24 protein-coding genes are annotated in these 20,328 nt (G+C 72.6%); 11 read left to right on the top strand and 13 right to left on the bottom strand.

Annotated elements, in window-relative coordinates; all coding sequences use genetic code 11:
- Positions 1-44: 44 nt before the first annotated feature.
- From terL to LOK46_RS24000, 5 genes are all read right to left on the bottom strand, one after another.
- The gene (terL, locus tag LOK46_RS24020) at positions 45-842 is read right to left on the bottom strand and encodes a phage terminase large subunit (protein ID WP_273560882.1); all 798 of its coding nucleotides are present in this window, start codon (positions 840-842) and stop codon (positions 45-47) included.
- Positions 839-1,483: a hypothetical protein gene (locus LOK46_RS24015; RefSeq protein WP_273560881.1), complete on the bottom strand. Its 645-nt coding sequence runs from the start codon at positions 1,481-1,483 to the stop codon at positions 839-841. The genes terL and LOK46_RS24015 overlap by 4 nt, the downstream gene beginning before the upstream one ends.
- An 11-nt stretch (positions 1,484-1,494) precedes the next feature.
- Positions 1,495-1,851, bottom strand: coding sequence for a hypothetical protein (locus LOK46_RS24010; protein ID WP_273560880.1), 357 nt, complete (start codon positions 1,849-1,851; stop codon positions 1,495-1,497).
- Complete coding sequence (locus LOK46_RS24005; protein WP_273560879.1) at positions 1,848-3,296, bottom strand: DNA modification methylase; 1,449 nt, start codon at positions 3,294-3,296, stop codon at positions 1,848-1,850. The genes LOK46_RS24010 and LOK46_RS24005 overlap by 4 nt, the downstream gene beginning before the upstream one ends.
- A 295-nt stretch (positions 3,297-3,591) precedes the next feature.
- Positions 3,592-3,999 carry a hypothetical protein gene (locus LOK46_RS24000; protein WP_273560878.1) on the bottom strand — a complete coding sequence of 136 codons (408 nt, stop codon included), beginning with the start codon at positions 3,997-3,999 and terminating at the stop codon, positions 3,592-3,594.
- 634 nt (positions 4,000-4,633) lie between these two features.
- On the opposite strand from LOK46_RS24000, the gene LOK46_RS23995 reads away from it, so the two are divergent.
- Positions 4,634-5,962, top strand: coding sequence for an alpha-amylase family glycosyl hydrolase (locus LOK46_RS23995; protein WP_273560877.1), 1,329 nt, complete (start codon positions 4,634-4,636; stop codon positions 5,960-5,962).
- A 31-nt stretch (positions 5,963-5,993) separates the two neighbouring features.
- On the opposite strand, the gene LOK46_RS23990 is transcribed toward LOK46_RS23995, so the two are convergent.
- Together LOK46_RS23990 and LOK46_RS23985 are read right to left on the bottom strand one after the other, a co-directional pair.
- Positions 5,994-6,362, bottom strand: a complete 369-nt coding sequence (locus LOK46_RS23990; protein ID WP_273560876.1) for a hypothetical protein — start codon at positions 6,360-6,362, stop codon at positions 5,994-5,996.
- A gap of 414 nt (positions 6,363-6,776) precedes the next feature.
- Entirely contained in the window at positions 6,777-7,247 is a 471-nt protein-coding gene (locus LOK46_RS23985; RefSeq protein WP_273560875.1) for an RNA polymerase subunit sigma-70, read from the bottom strand.
- A gap of 253 nt (positions 7,248-7,500) precedes the next feature.
- Between LOK46_RS23985 and LOK46_RS23980 the strand changes: the two genes are divergently transcribed.
- The 6 genes from LOK46_RS23980 to LOK46_RS23955 all read left to right on the top strand — a co-directional run bounded on the left by LOK46_RS23980 (position 7,501) and on the right by LOK46_RS23955 (position 11,603).
- A complete protein-coding gene (locus LOK46_RS23980; RefSeq protein WP_273560874.1) occupies positions 7,501-8,961 on the top strand; it encodes a helix-turn-helix transcriptional regulator in 1,461 nt (486 codons plus the stop codon).
- 95 nt (positions 8,962-9,056) lie between these two features.
- On the top strand, positions 9,057-9,230 hold the full coding sequence (locus LOK46_RS23975) for a CsbD family protein (protein ID WP_273560873.1): 174 nt from the start codon (positions 9,057-9,059) through the stop codon (positions 9,228-9,230).
- Positions 9,231-9,321: 91 nt separating this feature from the next.
- The gene (locus LOK46_RS23970; protein ID WP_273560872.1) at positions 9,322-9,837 is read left to right on the top strand and encodes a CsbD family protein; all 516 of its coding nucleotides are present in this window, start codon (positions 9,322-9,324) and stop codon (positions 9,835-9,837) included.
- A gap of 77 nt (positions 9,838-9,914) precedes the next feature.
- Positions 9,915-10,838, top strand: coding sequence for a PhnA-like protein (locus tag LOK46_RS23965; protein ID WP_273560871.1), 924 nt, complete (start codon positions 9,915-9,917; stop codon positions 10,836-10,838).
- Positions 10,839-10,935: 97 nt separating this feature from the next.
- Positions 10,936-11,139, top strand: a complete 204-nt coding sequence (locus LOK46_RS23960; protein WP_273560870.1) for a CsbD family protein — start codon at positions 10,936-10,938, stop codon at positions 11,137-11,139.
- 80 nt (positions 11,140-11,219) lie between these two features.
- Positions 11,220-11,603: a CsbD family protein gene (locus LOK46_RS23955; protein ID WP_273560869.1), complete on the top strand. Its 384-nt coding sequence runs from the start codon at positions 11,220-11,222 to the stop codon at positions 11,601-11,603.
- A gap of 180 nt (positions 11,604-11,783) precedes the next feature.
- Here LOK46_RS23955 and LOK46_RS23950 read toward each other — a convergent pair whose 3' ends face one another.
- The 4 genes from LOK46_RS23950 to LOK46_RS23935 all read right to left on the bottom strand — a co-directional run bounded on the left by LOK46_RS23950 (position 11,784) and on the right by LOK46_RS23935 (position 15,647).
- A complete protein-coding gene (locus LOK46_RS23950) occupies positions 11,784-12,113 on the bottom strand; it encodes a DUF6285 domain-containing protein (RefSeq protein WP_273560868.1) in 330 nt (109 codons plus the stop codon).
- Positions 12,110-13,150: a phosphotransferase family protein gene (locus LOK46_RS23945; protein ID WP_273560867.1), complete on the bottom strand. Its 1,041-nt coding sequence runs from the start codon at positions 13,148-13,150 to the stop codon at positions 12,110-12,112. The genes LOK46_RS23950 and LOK46_RS23945 overlap by 4 nt, the downstream gene beginning before the upstream one ends.
- Positions 13,151-13,167: 17 nt before the next feature.
- Positions 13,168-14,346 carry a beta-ketothiolase BktB gene (gene bktB / locus LOK46_RS23940; RefSeq protein ID WP_273560866.1) on the bottom strand — a complete coding sequence of 393 codons (1,179 nt, stop codon included), beginning with the start codon at positions 14,344-14,346 and terminating at the stop codon, positions 13,168-13,170.
- A gap of 95 nt (positions 14,347-14,441) precedes the next feature.
- Positions 14,442-15,647 carry an acyl-CoA dehydrogenase family protein gene (locus tag LOK46_RS23935; protein WP_273560865.1) on the bottom strand — a complete coding sequence of 402 codons (1,206 nt, stop codon included), beginning with the start codon at positions 15,645-15,647 and terminating at the stop codon, positions 14,442-14,444.
- 154 nt (positions 15,648-15,801) lie between these two features.
- On the opposite strand from LOK46_RS23935, the gene LOK46_RS23930 reads away from it, so the two are divergent.
- The 4 genes from LOK46_RS23930 to rclC all read left to right on the top strand — a co-directional run bounded on the left by LOK46_RS23930 (position 15,802) and on the right by rclC (position 18,707).
- Positions 15,802-16,539, top strand: coding sequence for a TetR/AcrR family transcriptional regulator (locus tag LOK46_RS23930; protein WP_273560864.1), 738 nt, complete (start codon positions 15,802-15,804; stop codon positions 16,537-16,539).
- An 88-nt stretch (positions 16,540-16,627) separates the two neighbouring features.
- The gene (locus tag LOK46_RS23925) at positions 16,628-17,611 is read left to right on the top strand and encodes a cupin domain-containing protein (protein ID WP_273560863.1); all 984 of its coding nucleotides are present in this window, start codon (positions 16,628-16,630) and stop codon (positions 17,609-17,611) included.
- Positions 17,612-17,698: 87 nt separating this feature from the next.
- Positions 17,699-18,046, top strand: coding sequence for a carboxymuconolactone decarboxylase family protein (locus LOK46_RS23920; RefSeq protein WP_273560862.1), 348 nt, complete (start codon positions 17,699-17,701; stop codon positions 18,044-18,046).
- Between the two features lie 37 nt (positions 18,047-18,083).
- Positions 18,084-18,707, top strand: coding sequence for a reactive chlorine resistance membrane protein RclC (rclC, locus tag LOK46_RS23915; RefSeq protein WP_273560861.1), 624 nt, complete (start codon positions 18,084-18,086; stop codon positions 18,705-18,707).
- Positions 18,708-18,714: 7 nt separating this feature from the next.
- Here the strand turns inward: rclC and gph are convergent, their stop codons facing one another.
- Positions 18,715-19,407 (bottom strand): phosphoglycolate phosphatase, encoded by a 693-nt coding sequence (gene gph, locus LOK46_RS23910; protein ID WP_273560860.1) that lies wholly within the window; start codon positions 19,405-19,407, stop codon positions 18,715-18,717.
- Positions 19,408-19,525: 118 nt separating this feature from the next.
- Positions 19,526-20,320 carry an SDR family NAD(P)-dependent oxidoreductase gene (locus tag LOK46_RS23905; protein WP_273560859.1) on the bottom strand — a complete coding sequence of 265 codons (795 nt, stop codon included), beginning with the start codon at positions 20,318-20,320 and terminating at the stop codon, positions 19,526-19,528.
- Positions 20,321-20,328 lie beyond the last annotated feature (8 nt).

Here is a 20,328-nt window from a genome sequence, read left to right as displayed (position 1 = left end):
CTGCTCAACAGCTCAAGCGCCACTTACCGCAGTGGGTCGGCTGCTCAGTCCCGGATCACCTCCCGCCGCGTGATGTTACGACGTACGGTTCCGCGGCCGCGGGCGCTCCGCTGCGTGAGATAGTTCAACGCCTGCGAGGTCGCGTCGACCTGATCATCGTGGGCGCCGTACGGGAATGCCAGCAATTCCCGCCGGTAGCCTTCAAACCACTCGAAGTTCCGTGCCACGTGCACGCGGCCGGCCTCGAATGCCGGCGCGTGCGCCTCCAGCCGCGCAGTTTTCTCACCGCGTGGGCGGATCAGCCGCGGCCGAAGGTCGGTGGTCCGCTGGATCTCTTGGACCAGGGTGCGGCCGAGTTCGGTGTCCTCCACCAGCGTCACGTGCGGATCCCATGCCTTCGTATATTGAAGGATCAGCCGCCGCAGCTCGGGAGCCTCCAGCCGGACCCGGACGAGGTCGAGCAGGTAAGCGTGCATGCCCACCGCCCCCCACAGCTGGCCGACCGACCAGCTGCTCGTCTCGGTGACTGTGGAGGCCAAATCCCAGCTCGCGACCAAGTGCTCCAGGTCGGAGGGCTCCTCGTTGAAGTACCGCAGCCAGTCGTCGTGGATGATGTTGCCGCCGGGCGGTATCGGTTCCTGGCCGTACTGCGCGGCGAAGTTGCTCGAGCCGAGATCCGCCCGCAGTCGCTCGAGCACATCGAGCGGCTCGCGATCGGGCAGGAGGACCTCCCCCGCCCTGCGGTGGTGCACGTCGTCCTCGCCCGGCCCGATCCGGTAGGCGGCATCCTCCGGTGCGATCGCCGGGATCACCAGCATCGCCCAGCCACGTCGGCGCATCATGCCGTGTCCTCGCGGGTGAGGTGACCGACGAGATCGTCCTCGTGAAGGCGCTGCCCCACCACGACGATCGCCCCAGTGCGCTTGTCGTTCAGGCGGCTCGGGAACTTGGTGTCCCATAGACCGAGTTCACGTCGCCTGATCGTCTCCGACAGAGCCGCCTGCGGGTTCATGGCGTCGTCGGCGATGATCAGGTCGGCGCCACGTCCGAACACCGACCCGGCGAGCGGAACGCCGAAGCGATAGCCTCCAGCGGTCGTGACCGTCTCGGTGGCGCGGTCGCCGCCGCGCGCGATTCGAAACGCCGGGAACGCGTCGCGGTACCACTCGCTGGCCACGACCGCGCGGAAGGAGGCGGCGAGCGAGCGCACGAGGCTGTCCTCGCTCGACACGCAGATGACGCGCCGCCGGGGATCGTGGCCGAGCCGCCAGGCGGCAAAGCCGATCGAGGTCATGATCGATTTGCCCGAGCGCGGCGGCACCGCGATCACCAGACGCGTCTCCCGCCCGTCGTGGACACGGGCGAGGGCCTCGGCCATCGCGTCGAGGTGCCAGCTCGGCGCGAACGGGATACCGGGGTTCAGCGTCAGGAACACCCGGTGGATGAACACCATGTAGTCGGTACGCACGAGGTGATCGATCATCCGGGGGGTGATCATGACCCACCCCCACGCAGCTTGCGCGCCTGCTGCTGGACGAACGCCTCCAGCACCTCGCGCTCCTCGTGCGACAAGTCCGAGGCAGCCTGTTCGTCGTCGACCGGAGCCTCCGGGTGCAGCTTGTGCAGCAGACGGATCGCCGCGACCTGGCCCTGGGCGGAGTTGACGAACAGGAAGTGGTCGAGCGCTTCGCGCCGGGTCACCGTGGCGGCGGTGCCGTTGAGTGAGAGCGTGACCTCCTCGTCGAGGAAGTCGACCGCTGGCTTGGGTCGACCGTTGCGGCCGTAGGGATTGCGCACCTCCCCCGGCTTGATGCGGGTGTCTCGACCCGGGCGGCGGAGCGGCGCGCTCATCGCTCAGCCTCCGCGTCCCCGCGCCGCGTATCGTCGTCGACACCAGACCCAGCCCGCTCGGCCGCCGTCTCGGCGAAGGTGCGTCCGGTCTCGGCGTGGCGCGCCGGCTCGCCGGTGAGCTTCTCCAGCCGGCGGACGCCGAGATCGACGTAGGCGGGATCGACCTCGATGCCGATTCCAATACGTTTGACCTTGTGTGCGGCGACCAGCGTCGTCGCCGAACCGGCGCAGGGGTCGAGGACGATATCGCCGCGCAGGGTGACGTCGAGGATCGCATCTTGGATCATCGCGACGCTCTTCGGCGTCGGGTGGTCGCCGTGGTCCTTGTCCCTCCCGCGCCCGAAGGCATTCGCCCCGGCGTAGCCCCACACGTTCGAGCGCCAGCGCCCGTTGGCGCCGAGCTGAACGTTGTTGATGTGCGGCGCGAGGCCATTCTTCCAGGCCAAGATCAGCTCGTGCTGCGAGCGCCACAGCGAACCCTGCCCCGCCTGATGCTTATGCCAGACGATCAGGTTCTTGAGCTCGGCGTAAACGCTGCGACCGGCGCCCAGGAGCTCTTCGATGTGCGCCCAGTCTATGAAGACGAGATGGATTGATCCATCGAGGGAGAACGCCGCGAGGTTCTCGAAAATCATCTTCAGGAACCGGGTGAACTCGGCCGGCGTCATCTCGCCCGAGGCCATCGCGAACTCACGCAGGGCGCGCTTGGTCACGTGACCGGCAATTTTGACGTTGTAAGGTACGTCCGCGACGATCATCCGGGCTCGGCGCGCGCCGAGCAGCCGGGCGTAGACGTCGCGCTCGCGCGCGTCCCCGCAGGCGAGCGCATGTCCGTTCTTGAACAGCCAGATATCCCCCCGCACCGAGATCGTCGGCCCATTCCCATCCGAGGGTGGGAGGGCGTCGGCCTCGTCCGCCGCGTCATCTTTCACATCCGGGTGCAGGAGCACGTCGATCTCGACCGTCGGGATGGCTGTATTCACCAGCAGATCGACATTGACCTCAGCGATGTAGGCAACTTCGTACCGGAGCGCGTCGGCGTTCCAGCTCGACATCTCCTGGATCTTGTTGAGGCTGATCCGGAGCGCGGCGACCTGCACGGGATCGAGGTCGTCGACGACGGTGACCGGCACGTGCTCGAAGCCGAGCGCCTTCAGCGCGCGGTGGAGTGCATGACCGCCGATGATCGTACCGTCACCCGAGACGAGGATCGGGGCGACGGGGCCGTTGAACGCCAGGATGTTGCGCTGCAGATTCTGCTGCTGGTCTTTATGGTAAGTCCGCAGCTCGCGCGCGTACGGCTTAACTTGGTCAATCGGCCAGTACTGCGTCTGCAGCGTTCTGAACTGCGGGGGCGAACTCGCATCCGGGGCCGCACCGACATGAGCGCCGGGCGGAGACGAGCGGGTGCGTTTCCTCGGGACAAGGGGGTTTGGGAGAGCCATGATGTTCCACAGGGGTTACCCCGGTGGAACTCGGCACACGCGCCGAGCAGGCGACGTTCATATCCAAGCTCCCAGCGGGGCTTGTTCGCGCACGGTGACCGCAGAGATCACGCGTAGGCCGTTTGCACCTGGCGGCTCGCGCCGCGGCTCAGGAAGCTCGGGCCATCCGGTAGCCGCATCGCGCAAGCCCGGAAGCACATCAATACTTATCTATTATCGATCTCATAATCAACAGTGTCGGAGCTGAGCGTAGTTGCACGGCGGATCAGTCCTGAACCGACGACTGCGGACGACGTCACGCCGCGTCCGTTGGCGGGAGCACACGCCTCCGGAACAGCTTCCGCTGCCAGCGTCCCCGGTCCCAGTAACGGACATTGATGCGCCGCACGCCATCGCCACCGACCCGCGCTTGTCCGCGCAGGACGAATTGGCCGTTAGACCGGACCTCGATCCGCGGTCGATTGTCCGACCGCCCTCCGATCTCGACGTCCACGTCGCCGATCCGAAACCCGGTCCAGTGACCAGGTTCGCCGCTGGGCCGCGGCCTCCCCTCCCGTCGCGCCAGGTCGGCGATCCGGCGGGCGATGACCGGTGCAGCGGTGTCTTTGTCACCGGACAGGGCTGAGGTGACATCCGGTAGCGTCCGGCGGGTCGCCGTATGGCCGAGATAGCTGCGGCCGAGGATGGTCGGACGTCGGGTCATCGCTGCGGCCTCCTCATGAGCGTAGAAGCATCACCCGCGCCGCGTGGATGTCAAGCGTCACCCGGTGCGTGCTCGTCGGCTCGGCGCCATCCTCGGTCTGCCATCGCGATTGATTGAGGACGTCTGGTTTGGACGGCCCATTTCGCGGTGCGGGATGGGCCGTTTCGTGCCGCAGGATGGGCCTTCTTGAGTCCATTTCCCGCGGCAGCAAAGCCAGTCGATTTGGAGACCGGTTCGCACCTGACTGCCCGCACCACCAGGCTTTCCTGGTGACAAGTCAGCATCCCGGCGCCGCGGCGATAACGCTGTTGCGGTCGGGACTTAGCGGCGGTTCGCGGAGACATCCTCCCGCGCCACCGGCCCGATCCCGAATGCCGAGCCGCTCGCGGCCCGTGACCGCGCCTGCCACCACGTCCGGATCCGAGCTGTCGGGGATTGCCGCGCCGCGCACGGGGGCGCCACGGCGGCGCTCGCCCGCGCCGCGGCGGCGCGCGTCCCGGACGGCGCCGATTCGTCGGGGTGCGGAACCCGGCGGTCGAAGGCCGCGTCCGGGCCGGCCGAGATCCCGCAGCCGGTCCTGCAACCATCGCGGCGCAACAGGGTTCGGTCCCGATTGGCGGCGGACGGAGGTCGGGTGGCGTCCTGGATCGAACAGGCAGTCTGGTGGCAGGTCTTTCCCCTCCGCTTCGTCGGGGCTCCTGACCAGGCCGACGCGGCCGCGCCGGTCACGCACCGCCTCGCCCACCTGCACGGCTGGCTCGACTACGCGGTCGAGCTCGGCGCGTCCGGGCTGGCGCTGGGGCCGATCTTCGCCGCCTCTACGCACGGCTACGACACGGTCGACCATTTCCGCATCGATCCGCGGCTGGGCGACGAGGCCGATTTCGACGCGCTGATCGCGGCGGCCCGTGCCCGCGGCCTCCGGGTCCTGCTCGACGGCGTCTTCAACCATGTCGGGCGGGCGCATCCGGCCTTCCAGGACGTCCTGCGGCACGGGCCCGAATCCGGACAGGCCGGCTGGTTCAGGCTGTCCTGGCCGCGGGGCTCCGGTCCGGGCATCGAGCCGGACTACGCCTGCTTCGAGGGGCACCGGCAGCTCGTCACGCTCAACCACGACGACCCGCGCGTCGCCGACCACGTCGCCGCCGTCATGGGCCACTGGCTCGCCCGGGGTGCCGACGGCTGGCGGCTGGACGCGGCCTACGCGGTGCCGCCGCGCTTCTGGGCGCGGGTGCTGCGGCAGGTCCGCCTCGCGCATCCGGAGGCCTACATCGTCGGCGAGGTGATCCACGGCGACTACGCCCGAATCGTCCAGGACACCGGCATGGACGCGGTGACCCAGTACGAGCTGTGGAAGGCGATCTGGAGCGCCCTCAACGACCGCAACCTGTTCGAGCTGGCCCACGCCCTGGACCGGCACAACGCCTATCTCGACAGGTTCGCGCCCCTGACCTTCGTGGGCAACCACGACGTGACGCGGATCGCGAGCCGCCTCACCGACGAGCGCCACCTGCCGCACGCGCTGGCGCTCCTGCTGACCTGCGGCGGGACGCCCTCGATCTACGCCGGCGACGAGCAGGCCTTCCGCGGCGTGAAGGAGGAGCGGGTCGGCGGCGACGACGCCATCCGGCCGGCCTTCCCGCCGACGCCCGCGGATCTCGCCCCGTACGGCTGGCCGATCTACCGGCTGCACCAGGACCTGATCGCCCTCCGGCGGCGCCAGGCCGGGCTGCACCGCGCGCGGGCGCGGGCGCTGCACCTCGCCAACGCGCAGATCGTGCTCGCGCTGGGCGACGGGAGCGCGCGGGTGCTGACCGCCCTGAACCTCGCCGACGCGGCCGCGACGCTGCCGGTGCCGGAGGCCCGGGCAATCGAGGCCGGCGGCGGCGATCTCGCCGAGGCCGGCGGCCCCGGCGCCCGCGTGACTCTCCCGGCCCACGGCTGGGCCATCCTGACCGTGTGATCGTCGCGCGTGCCGGCCGCCGACCGCGCCCCTAGCTGGTGCGGCGGGCCGTCCAGCGGCCCGCGCAGGCGCCGAGCCCCGAGAGCGTCCAGCGGCCGGTCCCGGCCGACCCGCGCAGGCGGCCCGAGACCGAGACGCTGGCGAGCCCCTTGCGGATCGTGCCGGTGATCCGGCCATCGGCTCCGGCCCGTCCGGACGCGTCGACGCCGTTGTCGCCGGCGTCGTCCACGTTCCCGTCCCGGATGACGATGGGATAGCTGTAAGGGCCCGTGCACCCCCCGCTCTCCGCGGTGGCGATGACCGACCAGGACCCGTCGAACCGGTTGGCGGCGGCTGCCGTCGCGGTGCAGACCGTGAGGACCAGGGCGGGCGCGAGCAGTGCAGCGCGAAATCGTGTCATCGTCTCCTCTGCGGTGATCTCGGATCTCGGGTGGGAATCATCCGCGCCGGGCAGCCCCGTCGCGCGGCCAGGCGCGCCGGCGGACCGTCGAACGGTGGGCGAACGGTGGGGTCGCCCGAGGGCGCGTCGGGACCCGGGGCACGGGCCAGGGATGGAAGGGCAACGGGCCGGACGCGCGCCCGGAGCGGCGCGGGCGCCCGGCCTCGCGGCCGTGCCGGACAAGAGGGCCATCCGCCCGGCACAACCTCGAAAAGCGGCGAGGAACCCGGAGGCACCCGAGGGCGCACGGCGCGTTCCACATCCGCGATATGGAGCCTAACACCTTCATGTGAATGAGAGATTTTTACCAGTACGCCGCGTTTCTCGCCCGGCATTGCGCGGCGCCGAGGGCCCGGCGCATCTCAGCACGCCACCTCAGGACACACGCCGCCCCGCGACGCGCCCTTCGGCCGGCCCGGCGCGGAGCGCCGGCCGACCTATCCCCGGATCCGCCGCCGCGAGGCGGTGCGCGACGCGGCCGTTGACGGGGCGGCTACGCAGGATCGCGACGAGCCACGCGGGCATCCCGGTGCCGCTCCGGAACTCCGCCCGGCGCTCCCAGGCCTTCAGGAGGGTCAGCCGGACGAGGTCGTCCCCCTGGACGTCGCCCGCGATGGCGTCACAGGTCAGCGACAGCGCGCTGCGGCGCAGCTCCGGCACAGCGTCGATCAGCGCCGTCCCGAAGCCGGCCGGGACCTGCCCCTCGGCCTCCGCGGCGTCGGCGGCCTCCGACAGGCGGCCGAGCAGGCGCCTTAAACGCGAGGCCGTATCGAATTCTGCAACTTCTGAAGAAAGTTCTCGCAGACTGCCCTCGGATCGCGCACCCGATCCGGAGATGACGGCCACGTGTTCCGCGGGCGTCCGCAATGGTCGGTCAATATCCTGCGCGTTCGTCATGGCCACGTCTGCTGGGAAGGGCGCCGAGATCGCGCGGGAGCGGCGTCGCGGCGGTATGAGCATTAATCTTTGGCTCAAAACGCCCGCGTCAATGATGCGCGTATACCAGGAAAATAACGTAGATGAGGGAACCGGCTTGTGCGCAACCCGTTTGTGCCCCGCTGCCGACAGGGCAGTGAGCGGGTGACGGGGGGCAGAAGCTGTGACGGCGGGGGTCGACAGGCATGAGCTCCGGCAGATCATCGCCGGCCTGAGCGAGGGCGTGATCCTGGTCGAGCCCGACCAGACCATCACGTACGCCAACGAGGCCGCCCTGGCGATGCACGGCGCCGAGAGCCTCGACGAGCTCGGCCCCACCGTCGACGCCTACCGCGACCGCTTCTGCCTGCGCTACCGCAACCACATCACGCCAAACCAGTACCCGATCGAGCGCGTGATCGCGGGCGAGCGCTTCCACGACGTCGTGGTCGAGGTGCGGCGGGCCGACAAGCCCGACATGGACTTCGTCCACTCGCTGCGCAGCCTGGTGGCCACCGACCGCGACGGCAATCCGAGCTGCCTCGCGCTGATCCTCAAGGACGTGTCCGACCAGTTCGAGGCCGAGGAGCGGTTCGAGCGCACCTTCAACGCCAACCCGGCCCCGGCCGTGATCACGCGGCTGTCCGACCTGCGCCACGTCAAGGTCAACCACGGCTTCCTGGAGATGACCGGCTACACCCGCGACGCCGTGATCGGCCGCAGCGCCTACGAGGTCGACGTCCTGGCCGGCGCCCGCAACCGCGACCTCGCCGTCGCGCGGCTCAACGAGGGCGCCACGATCCCGCAGATGGAGGCCTGCCTCGACCTGCCCGACGGCGGGAGCCGGTTCGTGATCGTCGCCGGCCAGCCGATCGCGATGGGCGACGAGCCGTGCATGCTGTTCACCTTCGCCGACCTGGAGCTGCGCCGGAAGGCCGAGGCCGCGCTGCGCCAGAGCGAGGAGCGCTTCGCCAAGGCGTTCCGGATGACGCCGGTGCCGACCGTGCTGGTGCGGGCCGACGACGGTCAGGTCACGGGCGTGAACGAGGCGTTCGGCCGGGTCTTCGGCCTGGGCGAGGACCGCGTCGTCGGCCGCTCGCTGGAGGAGGCCGGCCTGTGGGTCGCCGACACGCAGCGCCTGCAGGTCGAGGCCGCGCTGGCGCGGCAGGGCTACGTGCTGGGCGTCGAGGTGTGCCTGCGCCACGAGAGCGGCGCGAGCCTCGACTGCATGGTCTCGGCCGAGCGGGTCGAGATCAACGAGACGGCCTTCGTTCTGCTGGTCCTGCAGGACATCACCGAGCGCAAGCACACGGAGCGGGAGCTGTTCGACGCGATCGAGACGGTGATGGCCGACACGTCGTGGTTCAGCCGCGGGCTGATCGAGAAGCTGGCGAACCTGCGCCGTCCCGGCCGGGAGGCGGGCGACGCGGCGGCGCCGAACCTGACGGTGCGCGAGCGCCAGATCCTCAACCTGATCTGCTCGGGGCTCAGCGACGACGCGATCGCGCGCAAGCTCGGGCTGTCGCGCAACACGGTACGCAATCACGGCGCCGCGCTCTACCGCAAGATCGGCATCCACAAGCGCAGCGAGGCAGTCGTCTGGGGACGCGAGAACGGATTTCCGCTGAGCATATCTGACGGATAAATACCGCCATACTGGTATAACCCAACCATTGATCGGGCTCGCCCGACGCACATCTTCCGATCGGCCAGGGTTTTCTCACGCATGACGAGGCGCCCGTGACCGAAGACAGGAAGACACCGTCCGCCGAGCATCTCAAGGGCTCGGTGAAGGAGGCCATCGGCAAGCTGACCGGCGACGCCCGGACGGAGACCGAGGGCCGACGCCAGAAGCGCGACGAGCCCGGATCGAAGGCCCCTGGACCCGGGTCCAGGGGCTCCGACCCGCGCTGACGGCTCTCGCCCGGCGCCTCACGGTGAGGCGCCCCCCACCACGAACGCGATCGCGGAGGCGATCGCAGACGCGACGACGGAGGAGAACGACATGGTCGATACCAATCGCATCACGGGCGCGGCCCGGGAACTCGGCGGCAAGGTGCAGGGCGCGTTCGGCGACCTGACCGGCTCGCGGCGGGACTCGGTCGAGGGCCGCGCCCGCGAGGCCGCCGGACAGGCCGAGACCCTCTACGGGCAGGCCAAGGACACCGTGCGCGACGCGGCCGACCACGTCGCCGACCACGTCACCGACGCCGCCCGCGACCTCGGCGGCCGGGTTCGCGACGCCGTCGACGATCTCGGGGCCGACGACGTCGAGGCCCGCGCCCGCCGCGCCCAGGGCGCCGCGCAGGACCAGTACGCCCGCGCCGAGCGCGGTGTCCGCCACGCGGCCGAGGAGGCGTACGACTACGCCGAGGACGCCTACGCGCGCGGCAGCCACGCCCTGCGCCGCGGCACCCGCGAGGTCGGCCAGCAGGTCGCCGAGTACCCGCTGGCCGCCCTGCTCATCGCCGGCATCGCGGGCTTCGGCCTCGGCCTGCTCGTCAGCGCCCGCCGCGACTGAGCCGCGTCCCGGCCGCCCCTGGGCCGTCCGGGCCGGCTGTCCCACGAATTTCTGCGATCCACCACCGGAGTGACAGCGTGACCACCATTCAGACCGTTGCAACGCCCCTCGCGCCGGACGCGCACGCCGACACGCGCGCCGTCCTGCTCAACCAAGTCTCCTGGGGCGCCATCTTCGCCGGCGCCGTGACCGCGCTGGTCACCCAGGTGATCATCAACCTCGTCGGCGTCGGCGTCGGGCTGGCCTCGGTCGGCACGACCGCCGCCGACAACCCCTCCGCCTCCACCGTCTCGATGGGCGCGGGCGCGTGGTTCGTCGCCTCCGGCCTCGTCGCCTCGCTGACCGGCGGCCTCATCGCCGGGCGGCTCTCGGGCAAGGCCCTGCCGGGCGCGGCCGCCCTGCACGGGCTGGTCTCGTGGGCGGTGACGACCCTGGTGGTGCTCTACCTGCTGACCTCGGCCGCCAGCGGCCTGGTCGGCGGCACGCTCGGCACGGTCTCGAGCGCGCTCGGCGGCGCCGGCAACCTCGTCGGCGGCACGGTGCAGACCGCCGCCCAGGCGGCGGCGCCGTCGCTGTCGAAGATCTCGAACCCGCTGGACGGCATCGAGGACAAGGTCCGCCAGCAGGCCGCCGGCCAGGACCCGCAGGCGGCCAAGGACGCGGCCGTGGCGGCGGTGAGGGCCGTCCTGACCGGTGACCCGGCCCAGAAGGAGCAGGCCAAGACCCGCGCCGCCGACGCCCTGGCCAAGGCGCAGAGCATCACGCCGGATCAGGCCAAGGCGCAGATCGACGACTACCAGAAGCAGTACGAGCAGGCGGTGGCCAGCGCCAAGCAGAAGGCCGAGGCGGCCGCGGTGACGGCGAAGTCGGCGGCCACGCAGGGCGCGTTCTACGCCGCTCTGGCGCTGATCCTGGGTGCGCTGGCGGCGTATGTCGGCGGCCGGCTGGGCGCGCCCAAGCCCGCGACCCTGCTCGGCGCCTACGAGACCCGGCGCGTCTGACACCGCCCTCTGACACCTTCACCGGCCTCCGCGCGGAATGCGGGGGCCACCACCGGCCGGGGAGACCGGCCTCACCAGCGAAGCAGGAGCACACGCGATGAGCAGCACGACCGACAAGATCAAGGGCCTGGCCAACGAGGCGGTGGGCAACGTCAAGCAGGCGGCCGGCAAGGCGACGGGCAACGACAAGCTGGTGGCCGAGGGCAAGGCGCAGGAGCTGAAGGGTGAGGCGCAGAAGACCGTCGGCGACGTCAAGGACGGCGCCAAGTCCATCGCCGACAAGATCACCGGAAAGCACTGAGTCCGTCCCGCGGCGCCGGCACCCCGGCGCCGCCGCCCCCCGAGGCGGGGGCTCCATCCTCACGACAACAGGAGAGCTGCATGAACCGCGACCAGATCCGCGGCGCGTCCCGCCACCTCAAGGGCCGCGCCCAGACCGCCCTGGGCGGCCTGACCGGTGACCCGGCCCGCCAGGTGCGCGGCGCCGTCAACCAGGTGGCCGGCGGGGCGCAGTACGCCTACGGCCACGCCCGCGACCGGGCCGAGGACCTCGCGGAGGACGGCCGCCATCTGGCCGAGGCCGCCCGGAGACGGGCCGATCACCTGATCGACGAGGGCCGCGACCGCGCCCGGGACGTGCGCCGCCGCGGCGCGGATTACGGCCGGCAGGCGATCCGCACGGCCGACGCCAACCGCACCAACACCCTGCTGGGTCTGGCCGCCCTCGCCTTCGCGGCGGGCTGGCTCGCCCGCCGCGCCCGCTGACGGAGGCCCCACCGATGCTGCGCAAGCTCCTGACGGCCTTCATCGTGCCGAAGCTCATCGCCTATCTCGGGCGCCGCTACGACCGGCGCCGGGGCACCGGCCGCCCCTACTGAGGTCGGGATCGGCAGCCCGGGATCGGCAGCCCGGGATCGGCAGCCCGGGATCGCTTGCCCGGGATCGCTAGCCCGGGGCCTTCCAGATGCCGGCGGCGATCCGCGTCGTCTCGACGAGCGCGGCGTGGAGCGCCGCGTCCCCGTCGCACCGGCCGGCGCGGATCGCCGCGACCAGATCGGCCGGCGATTCGGCGCCGCCCAGCGCCCGCTCCCAGGCCCCGGCCGCCGCGCCCGCCTGCGCGATCTCCCGCATGACCACGCCCATCGCGTTGGCGGCCATCAGCAGGACGTAGCGCTGGCGCCCCGACAGGGCCGGCGCGACCTCGTCGAGGAGGCTCTGCCGGGCGACCGACAGGAGGGCGGCGCCCGCGGGCGCGTCCGGGAAGGATTCGCTCATCGGGCTCCCCACCGCTCGGGCGCGGTCTCGCGCAGGATCGCGGCCTCGAGTTCGGGCACCATCCGGCCGGTCAGCGCCAGCTCCAGCGACGTCTCCTGACCGGAGACGTGGCGGTGGCCCTGCTCCAGGGCGATCACCGCCCAGCGCAGATGCGCCATGACCTCCCAGTAGTGCACCGCCTCCGGGTCGATCGCGCGCCCGCTCTCGGCCTCGTAGCCGCGGTAGAAGGCGGCCCGCGGGGCGATGCCTCCGGCCTCCAGGTCGGGCCGGCCGAACCGCCAGCAGGCGGCGCAGAACCAGCCGATATCCTGGACCGGGTCGCCCCAGCCGGCGAATTCCCAGTCGAGGATCGCCGTCAGGCCTTCGGCATCGACCATGTAGTTGCCGGTGCGGAAGTCGCGGTGGACCAGGACCGGCTGGGGACAGGGCGGCGCGCGGAGCTCGGCCCAGCGCAGGCCCCATTCGAGGGCCGGGCGCGCGGCGCCGATCCCGTCGAGACTCGCCCGGAGCGCGCGGATCTCGGCCAGGGCCGGCTCGGGCTCGGGCGCGCCGAGGAAGGCGAGGTCGCCCGCCGGGACGGCTCCCGGGCCGTCCGCCCGCAGGATGCCGTGCGTCCGGGCGAGCTCGCGGCCGAGCTGCTCGGCGAGCGCCGCGCGGTCGCCGCCCAGGCTCGTGTCCTTGACCACCCGCGGCCCCAGCCCGATCCCGGCGACGAGGCCCATCAGCGCGAAGGGCGCCCCGACCACCCCCGGATCCGCGCAGAAGCCGACCGGCTCCGGCACCCGCACGCCGGCCGCGAAGGCGGCGCGCAGGATCCGGAACTCCTCCGCCCGCGAGCGGCTCGACGCGATGGTGGCGGCCGCGTCCTTGCGCAGGACGAAGCCCCGGGGCGCGCCGTCGACCCGGCAGGACAGCATCCAGTTCTCCTGGATCGAGCCGCCGGTCAGCGGCCGCGCGTCGTCGAGCGCGACCGTCCCGGCCTCCAGGGTCCGACCGATCCAGGCGCAGAGCGCCGTCCTCTGATCCGCGTCCAGCATGGCGCCTCAGACCCGCGTCACGGGACGCGCTCGAGGGCCATGGCGATCCCCTGGCCGCCGCCGATGCACATGGTGACGAGCCCGTAGCGGCCGCCGGTCCGGGCCAGCTCGTAGAGGGCCTTCACGGTGATGATCGCCCCCGTGGCGCCGATCGGGTGGCCGAGGGCGATGGCGCCGCCGTTCGGGTTGACCCTGTCGGGGTCGAGGTCGAGTTCGCGGGAGACCGCGCAGGCCTGCGCCGCGAAGGCCTCGTTCGACTCGACGACGTCGAAATCCGCCGCCCGCAGGCCGGTCCGCTCCAGCAGACGCCGCACCGCCGGCACCGGGCCCATGCCCATCTCGGACGGGTCCACGCCGGCGTGGGCGTAGCCGACGATCCGGGCGAGGGGCGTCGCGCCGTCGCGCGCGGCCCGCGCGGCGCTCGACAGGACGAGGGCCGCGGCGCCGTCGTTCAGCCCCGAGGCGTTGCCGGCCGTGACGCTGCCGGTCTTGGAGAAGGCCGGACGGAGCTTGGCCAGGTCCTCGGCGCTCGTGGCCTTCGGGTGCTCGTCGGTGTCGAAGGCCACCGTCTCGCGCCGGCGCTGGACCTCGATCGGCAGGATCTGCTCCCGGAACCGGCCCTCGCGGATCGCCCGCGCGGCGCGGGCCTGGCTCTCGGCCGCGAAGGCGTCCTGCGCGTCGCGGGGGACGGCGTAGCGCGCGGCCACGTTCTCGGCGGTGACGCCCATGTGGCCGTTGCCGAACGGGTCGGTCAGCGCGCCGAGCATGTAGTCGACCAGCACGGCGTCGCCCATGCGCGACCCGGTCCGCCCGGTGGTCAGGAGGTGGGGCGCGCGGCTCATGCTCTCGGCGCCGCCGGCCACCGCCGTCTCGGCGTCGCCGAGCAGGATGGACTGCGCGGCCGAGACGATCGCCTGCAGGCCGCTGCCGCAGAGGCGGTTGACCGTCATGGCCGGCACCTCCTCGGGAATCCCGCCCTCCATGGCGGCGACGCGGGCGATGTAGGCGTCCCGGGGCTCGGTCGGGATGACGTTGCCGAGGACCACGTGGCCGACCGCCTCGGGCGCGGTCCCGGCGCGGCGCAGCGCCTCCGCGACGCAGCGGGCGGCGAGGACGGAGGGCGGCGTGCCGGCCAGCGCGCCGCCGAACGTGCCGATCGCGGTGCGCACCGCGCCTGTGATCACGACCTCGGTCATACTCTCGGCTTCCTCTCGGCTTCCCTGTCTGACTCGGCCTGCCGGCGCGCCCCACGCGGCGGACGGACGGTGTTGGCCCCGCTCAGGCCCGACCCTCAGGCCCCGACGCCCCACGACCAGAAGGCGTCGCCCTCGGCCTCGAGGTTGCGGTTCAGGACCATCTTGTGGACCTCGTCGGCCCCGTCCACGAGGCGGGCCTGCCGGGCGTAGCGGTAGATCCACTCGAGGGGGGTGTCGGTGGAGTAGCCCCGCGCGCCGTTGATCTGGATCGCCGTGTCGGCGGCCGCGTGCAGGAGGTTGGCCACGTGCACCTTGGCCATCGACACCTCCTTGCGGGCGAAGCTGCCCTGGTCGAGGGCCCAGGCGGCCTTCATCACCAGGAGGCGCCCGATCTCGATCCGCATGGCGAGGTCGCCGAGCATCAGCTGGATGCTCTCCCGGTCGGCCAGCCGGATCCCGAAGCCGTGCCGCTCGGCCGCGTAGGCCCGGGCGATCTCGACGCAGCGCTTCGACAGGCCGAGCCAGCGCATGCAGTGGGTCAGCCGCGCCGGCCCGAGACGGATCTGGGTGAGCTTCAGGCCGTCGCCCTCGGTCATCAGGACGTTCTCGGCCGGGATCTCCAGGCCCTCGAACAGCAGCTCGCAGTGGCCGCCGTGCTCCTCCGGCCCCATGATCGGGATGCGGCGCAGGATCCGCCAGCCGGGCTGGTCCCTGTGGAACAGGAAGGCGGTCAGCCCTTTCCGCGCGTCGTCGGAGGTGCGCGCCATCAGGATGAAGTGCTCGGCCTCCTCGGCCCCGGTGATGTACCACTTGCGGCCGGTGACCACGTAGCCGTCGCCCCGCCGCTCGGCCCGGGTCTGGATCATGCCGGGATCGGAGCCGCCGCCGGGATGCGGCTCGGTCATGGCGAAGGCCGAGCGGACCCGCCCGTCCACGATCGGCGCGAGCCAGCGCGCCTTCTGGTCCGGGGTCGCGACCTTCTCCAGCACCATCATGTTGCCGTCGTCGGGCGCGGCCGAGTTGAACACGACCGGCCCGAAGATCGAGCGGTTCATGGCCTCGTAGCAGGCCGCCATGCCGACCTTGTCGAGCCCGGCGCCGCCGGTCTCGGGCCGCAGCTGCAGGCACCACAGGCCCTCTGCGCGGGCGAGGCCGCGCAGCCGGGCCAGCTCGGCGAGGCTGATGTTGCCGTGGCCGTCATAGGCGGCCGGATCGGCCTCCAGCGGCAGGATGTGCGCGTCCACGAAGGCCGCGATCCGGGCGCGGTAATCCTCGACGCGCGGGGAGATGGTGAAATCCACGGGCCCACCTCCTGGGTCGGTGCCGACGACGAAAATCGAGCGAGCGCTCGCTTTTTATCGCCTGGATTCGCGCCTGGCAACGGGCTAGACCGCGGGAGCCGCTCCCGGTCGTGGCCACGGCGGGCTGGCGCGACGACGGAGCGACGATGGATCGATGAGCCCCGCAGACGCTCCTCCGGCCAACCCGCCGGTGAACCTCGCGGCGCACCTTCCGGCGCCCCCTCCGGCGAAGGACGCCTACGCGACCGAGGCGATCTGCGCGCGGATCCTGGCGCGGCACCGGGACCGGATCAGCGTCCGGAAGGACCACGTCGCCGTCGCCAACCTCGCGCGGATCATCGAGGCGGTGCTGAAGCTGTCGAGCCGGCAGGGCTTCCACGAGACGAGCCTGCGCGACCTCGCCCGGGCCTCGGGGCTCAGCATGGGCGGGCTCTACTCGTACTTCGACAACAAGAACACGCTGCTGGTGATGATCCTCACCGAGGTGGCCGAGACGGCCGAGGCGGTCCTGCGGCAGGCCCCGGCGGGGCTCGCGGCGGATCCGGCCGCGCACCTGCGCTGGCTGATCGAGACCCATATCCGCCTGACCGAGGCGATGCAGCCCTGGTTCGTCTTCGCCTTCATGGAGGCGAAGGGATTCCCGGCCCCCGCCCGGACGATGGCGACGGAGAGCGAGGCCGCCACGGAGCGCATCTTCGCCGAGGTCCTCGCCCGCGGCGCGGCGGCGGGCGTCTTCGCGGTCGCCGACGTCGATCTCACCGCGGCGCTGATCAAGCCGCTCCTGCAGGACTGGTACGTGAAGCGGGCCAAGCACCGGAAGCGCGGGATCCCGATCCAGCGCTACATCGCGGGCGTGACCGCGTTCGTCGAGAGGGCCATCGCGGCGGGCTGACCGGGCGCGGCGCCGGCGAACAACCCCTGGTCGAGGCCGCCGCGCGCCCTTATGCCGGGCCCCGGGGGCATTCCGGAGCGCGGGGAGCATGGCCGGACCGATCAGGCGCCGCGCGGACGGGCCAGGGGCCGCCGGGGTCGACGATCCGCTGAGCGGCCTCGCGCCGCTGCTGCGGGTGCGGCCGCACCTGGACGACGTCTGCCGCTTCGGCGGCGCCTGGGCCGCCCCGCACGCGCCCGAGCCGACGCGGCAGGCCTATTTCCACCTCGTGACGCGCGGCCGCGCCACGCTGCGGCGGCCCGGGGGCGCGCCCCTGCAGGTCGCGGCCGGGGACATCCTGCTCCTGCCGCGCGGCGACGCGCACCTGTTCCACGGCGCGGGGCCGCCGCCGTCGGCGCCCCTGCCCGTCGCGGTCCGCCACGCGCACGATCTGCGGTTCAAGACCACCGTCGGGGCCGAGCCGGACGTGGAGCTGATCTGCGGCCGCCTGGCCTTCGAGGCGGCGCCCCAGACCCTGATCGTGACCGCCCTGCCGGACCTCCTCGTCCTGAGCGTCGGCGCCGAGCCCCTCGCCACCCGCTTCGCGCCGCTGCTGGCGGGCATCCGCGAGGAGCTGAACGACCTCCGCGCCGGGTCGGTCGCGGTCGCCGAGAACCTCGCGAGCGCGCTGTTCATGATGATGCTCCGCGCGCATCTCGAGGCGTCGGCCCCGGCCGAGGGCCTGCTGCGCCTCCTGGGGCAGCCGCTCACCGCCCGGGCGGTGCTCGCGATGGTGCGCGACCCGGTGCATCCCTGGACGCTGGACGAACTGGCCGCGACGGCCGCCGCCTCGCGGGCGAGCCTCGTGCGCGCCTTCCGCGGCGCCGCGGGCGTCGCGCCGCTGGAATTCCTCACCGACCTGCGGCTCGGGCTCGCCCATCATCGCCTGCGCACCGAGACGGTCCCGCTGGACCGTCTCGCCGCGGAGGTCGGCTACCAGTCCGCGCCCGCCCTCAGCCGGGCGTTCCTGCGCAAGTACGGGATCCGCCCCGGACAGGCGCGGCAGGCCGAGGCGCCCCCGCAGGCGGTTTGATCCGCGCGGTCATCGGCCTGCGCCGCGCGGTCATCGAGGGCGCGGCCGGCCCCGACTACCTTCCTCGTCATCACGAAGGAGGTCGTCATGCACATGATCGATTGGAACACGTACCGCCAGCAGGTCACCGCCGGCGTCGGACATTTCGCCAAGCTCAGCCCCGACACGGTGCGGGGCTACGGCACCCTCAGCGCGGCGGGCCAGAAGACCGGCCAGCTCGACGCCAAGACCCGCGAGCTGATCGCGGTGGCGGTGGCGATCTCCCTGCGCTGCGACGGCTGTATCACGGTCCACACCGACGCCGCCCGCAAGCTCGGCGCCACCGAGGCCGAGCTGGCCGAGGCCCTCGGGGTCGCCACCAGCCTCAATGCCGGTGCCGCGGTCGTCTACGCGACCCGCGCGCTCGACGCCTTCGCGGCCTCCGCCGAGGCGTAGCCCCCTCCTCCCATCCGATTGAGCAAGGAATCGTGCCATGAACACGCAGGTTCGCCGCGTCCTCGGCCTCGTCTCCGGGCCGGGCTCGAACCGCCTCGGCCTCCAGGCCATGCGGGTCGCCATCGCGGTCATCTTCCTCTGGATCGGCGCGCTCAAGTTCGTGCCCTACGAGGCCGACAGCATCACGCCCTTCGTCGCCAACAGCCCGGTGATGGCGTTCTTCTACGCCCATCCCGACCAGTACGCCCAGCACCTCACCCACGAGGGCGAGCTCAACCTCGCCGCCCGCGCCTGGCAGACGGCCAACCACACCTACGCGTTCTCCCGCGGGCTCGGCACGGTTGAGCTGCTGATCGGCCTGCTCGTCCTGGTCGGCCTGGCGTCGCGGCGGCTGGGCCTCGCCGGGGCGGTGCTGGCCTTCCTCACCCCGGTGGTGACCCTGTCGTTCCTCGTGACCACCCCCGAGGCCTGGGTGGCGGCGCTCGGCGACGCCGAGCACGGCTTCCCCTACCTCTCGGGCGCCGGGCGCCTCGTCCTCAAGGACGTCACCCTCATGGCCGGCGCCTGGCTCGTCCTCGCCGACAGCGCCCGCGCCGTCCTCGAGCGGGAAGCCCGGGCGCCGAACGCCCCCGCCCGCCTCGACCTCGCGGCAAGCCGCTAGGAGGCCGCTAGGTGACCGGGGCGCCGCCCGCGGGCAGCGCCCCGATCAGGCCCCCCAGGCCGCCGATGTCGTCGAGGACGGCGTCGGCGGCGTCGGCGTCCTCGGGGCGGCCGTACCCGTAGCGGGCCAGGATGGCGGCGGTGCCGGCGGCGCGGGCGGCCGCGATGTCGTGGTGCATGTCGCCGACCATGACGGCCCGCCCGGGCTCGACACGCAGGCGGCGCAGGGCCTCACGCAGCGGCGCGGGATCGGGCTTGCGCTCGGGCAGCGTGTCGCCGCCCACGACCGTGTCGATCAGCGGCGCCAGCCCCACGGAGTCGAGGATCAGGCCGGTGGCGCGGGCCGGCTTGTTGGTGACGATCGCCAGCGCGTAGCCCGCCGCCCGGAGGTCGCGGACCGCCGCGGCGGCGCCGGGGAACAGGGCGGTGCCGGCGGCCGCGAGCGGTTCGTACACGGCCAGGAAGGCCGGCAGCAGCGCCGGTGCCCGCTCCGGATCGCCGCCCGAGGCCCGCAGGGCGCGCCGCAGCAGCGCCACCGCGCCGTCGCCCACCATGGTCCGCATCGCGGCGGCCCCGACCGGCGGCAGGCCCTCGCGCGCCAGGGTGGCGTTCAGGGCCGTCCGGAGATCGGCGAGGCTGTCGACGAGGGTGCCGTCGAGGTCGAGGAGAACGGCGTCGAAGCGCGACGGGGGCGCGGGCACGGTGTTACTCCGCGTCGCGGGCGACAAGCGGCGGGACGCCGACGCCTCGATCTCCGGGACGGGCGGTTCCTAGCGGGTCCGGCGCGACCGGGCCAGGGTGGGCCGCCCCGGACGCCGCTCAGCCGAGGCCGTAGCGTGCGGCCGGCGCGCTGCGGGAGAGGTTCGGGCCGAGGCGCAGGCGGGCGGCCTCGAAGGCCGTCCAATCGTCGATCTCGGGCAGGGACGGGATCGTGACCGGCTCGCCCGCGTCGAGCCCCGCGAGGGCCGCGGCCACGAGATCCCGCGCCTCCATGATCATCGCGGCGGGGATCCGGTCGAGATCGGCGCCCGCCCGCGCGAACAGCTCGGTGCGGGTGATGCCCGGCAGCACCGCCTGCAGGCGCACGCCCCGGGGCGCGAGCTCGGAGGCGAGCCCCTGGGTGAGCGCCAGCACGTAGGCCTTGCTGGCCGCGTAGACCGCGTTGAAGCGCTCGGGCAGCAGGGCGACCACCGACGACACGTTCACGATCGTGCCGCCGCCGCGCTCCGCGAAGGCGGAGGCCGCGGCCAGCGTCAGGTGCTGCAGCGCCGTCACGTTGAGGGCGACCATGGGGTCGTAGCCCGCCGCCGGCCCGGGGAGGACAGGCCCCATCGGCCCGAGGCCGGCGCAGTTCACCAGGAGGCGCAGCGCCGGGTCGGCGGCGAGGCGCGCGCCGACCGCGGCGACGTCCGCCGGCCGGGTCAGGTCGGCCTGCAGGACCTCCACCGCCACGCCCGCCGCCCCGCCGAGGCGCGCGGCGAGGGCCGCCAGCCGGGCCGCGTCGCGGGCTACGAGGACGAGGTCGTGCCCCCGCGCCGCCAGCTGCGCGGCGTACTCCGCGCCGATCCCCGAGGACGCGCCCGTCACCAGGGCCTTCCCGTGAGCCTGTGTCATCGTGGTTG

It is taken from the genome of Methylobacterium sp. NMS14P, from assembly GCF_028583545.1.
Lineage (GTDB): Bacteria > Pseudomonadota > Alphaproteobacteria > Rhizobiales > Beijerinckiaceae > Methylobacterium.
Note: the sequence above shows the minus strand (reverse complement) of the source record. Positions and strands in the feature narration are given on the sequence as shown.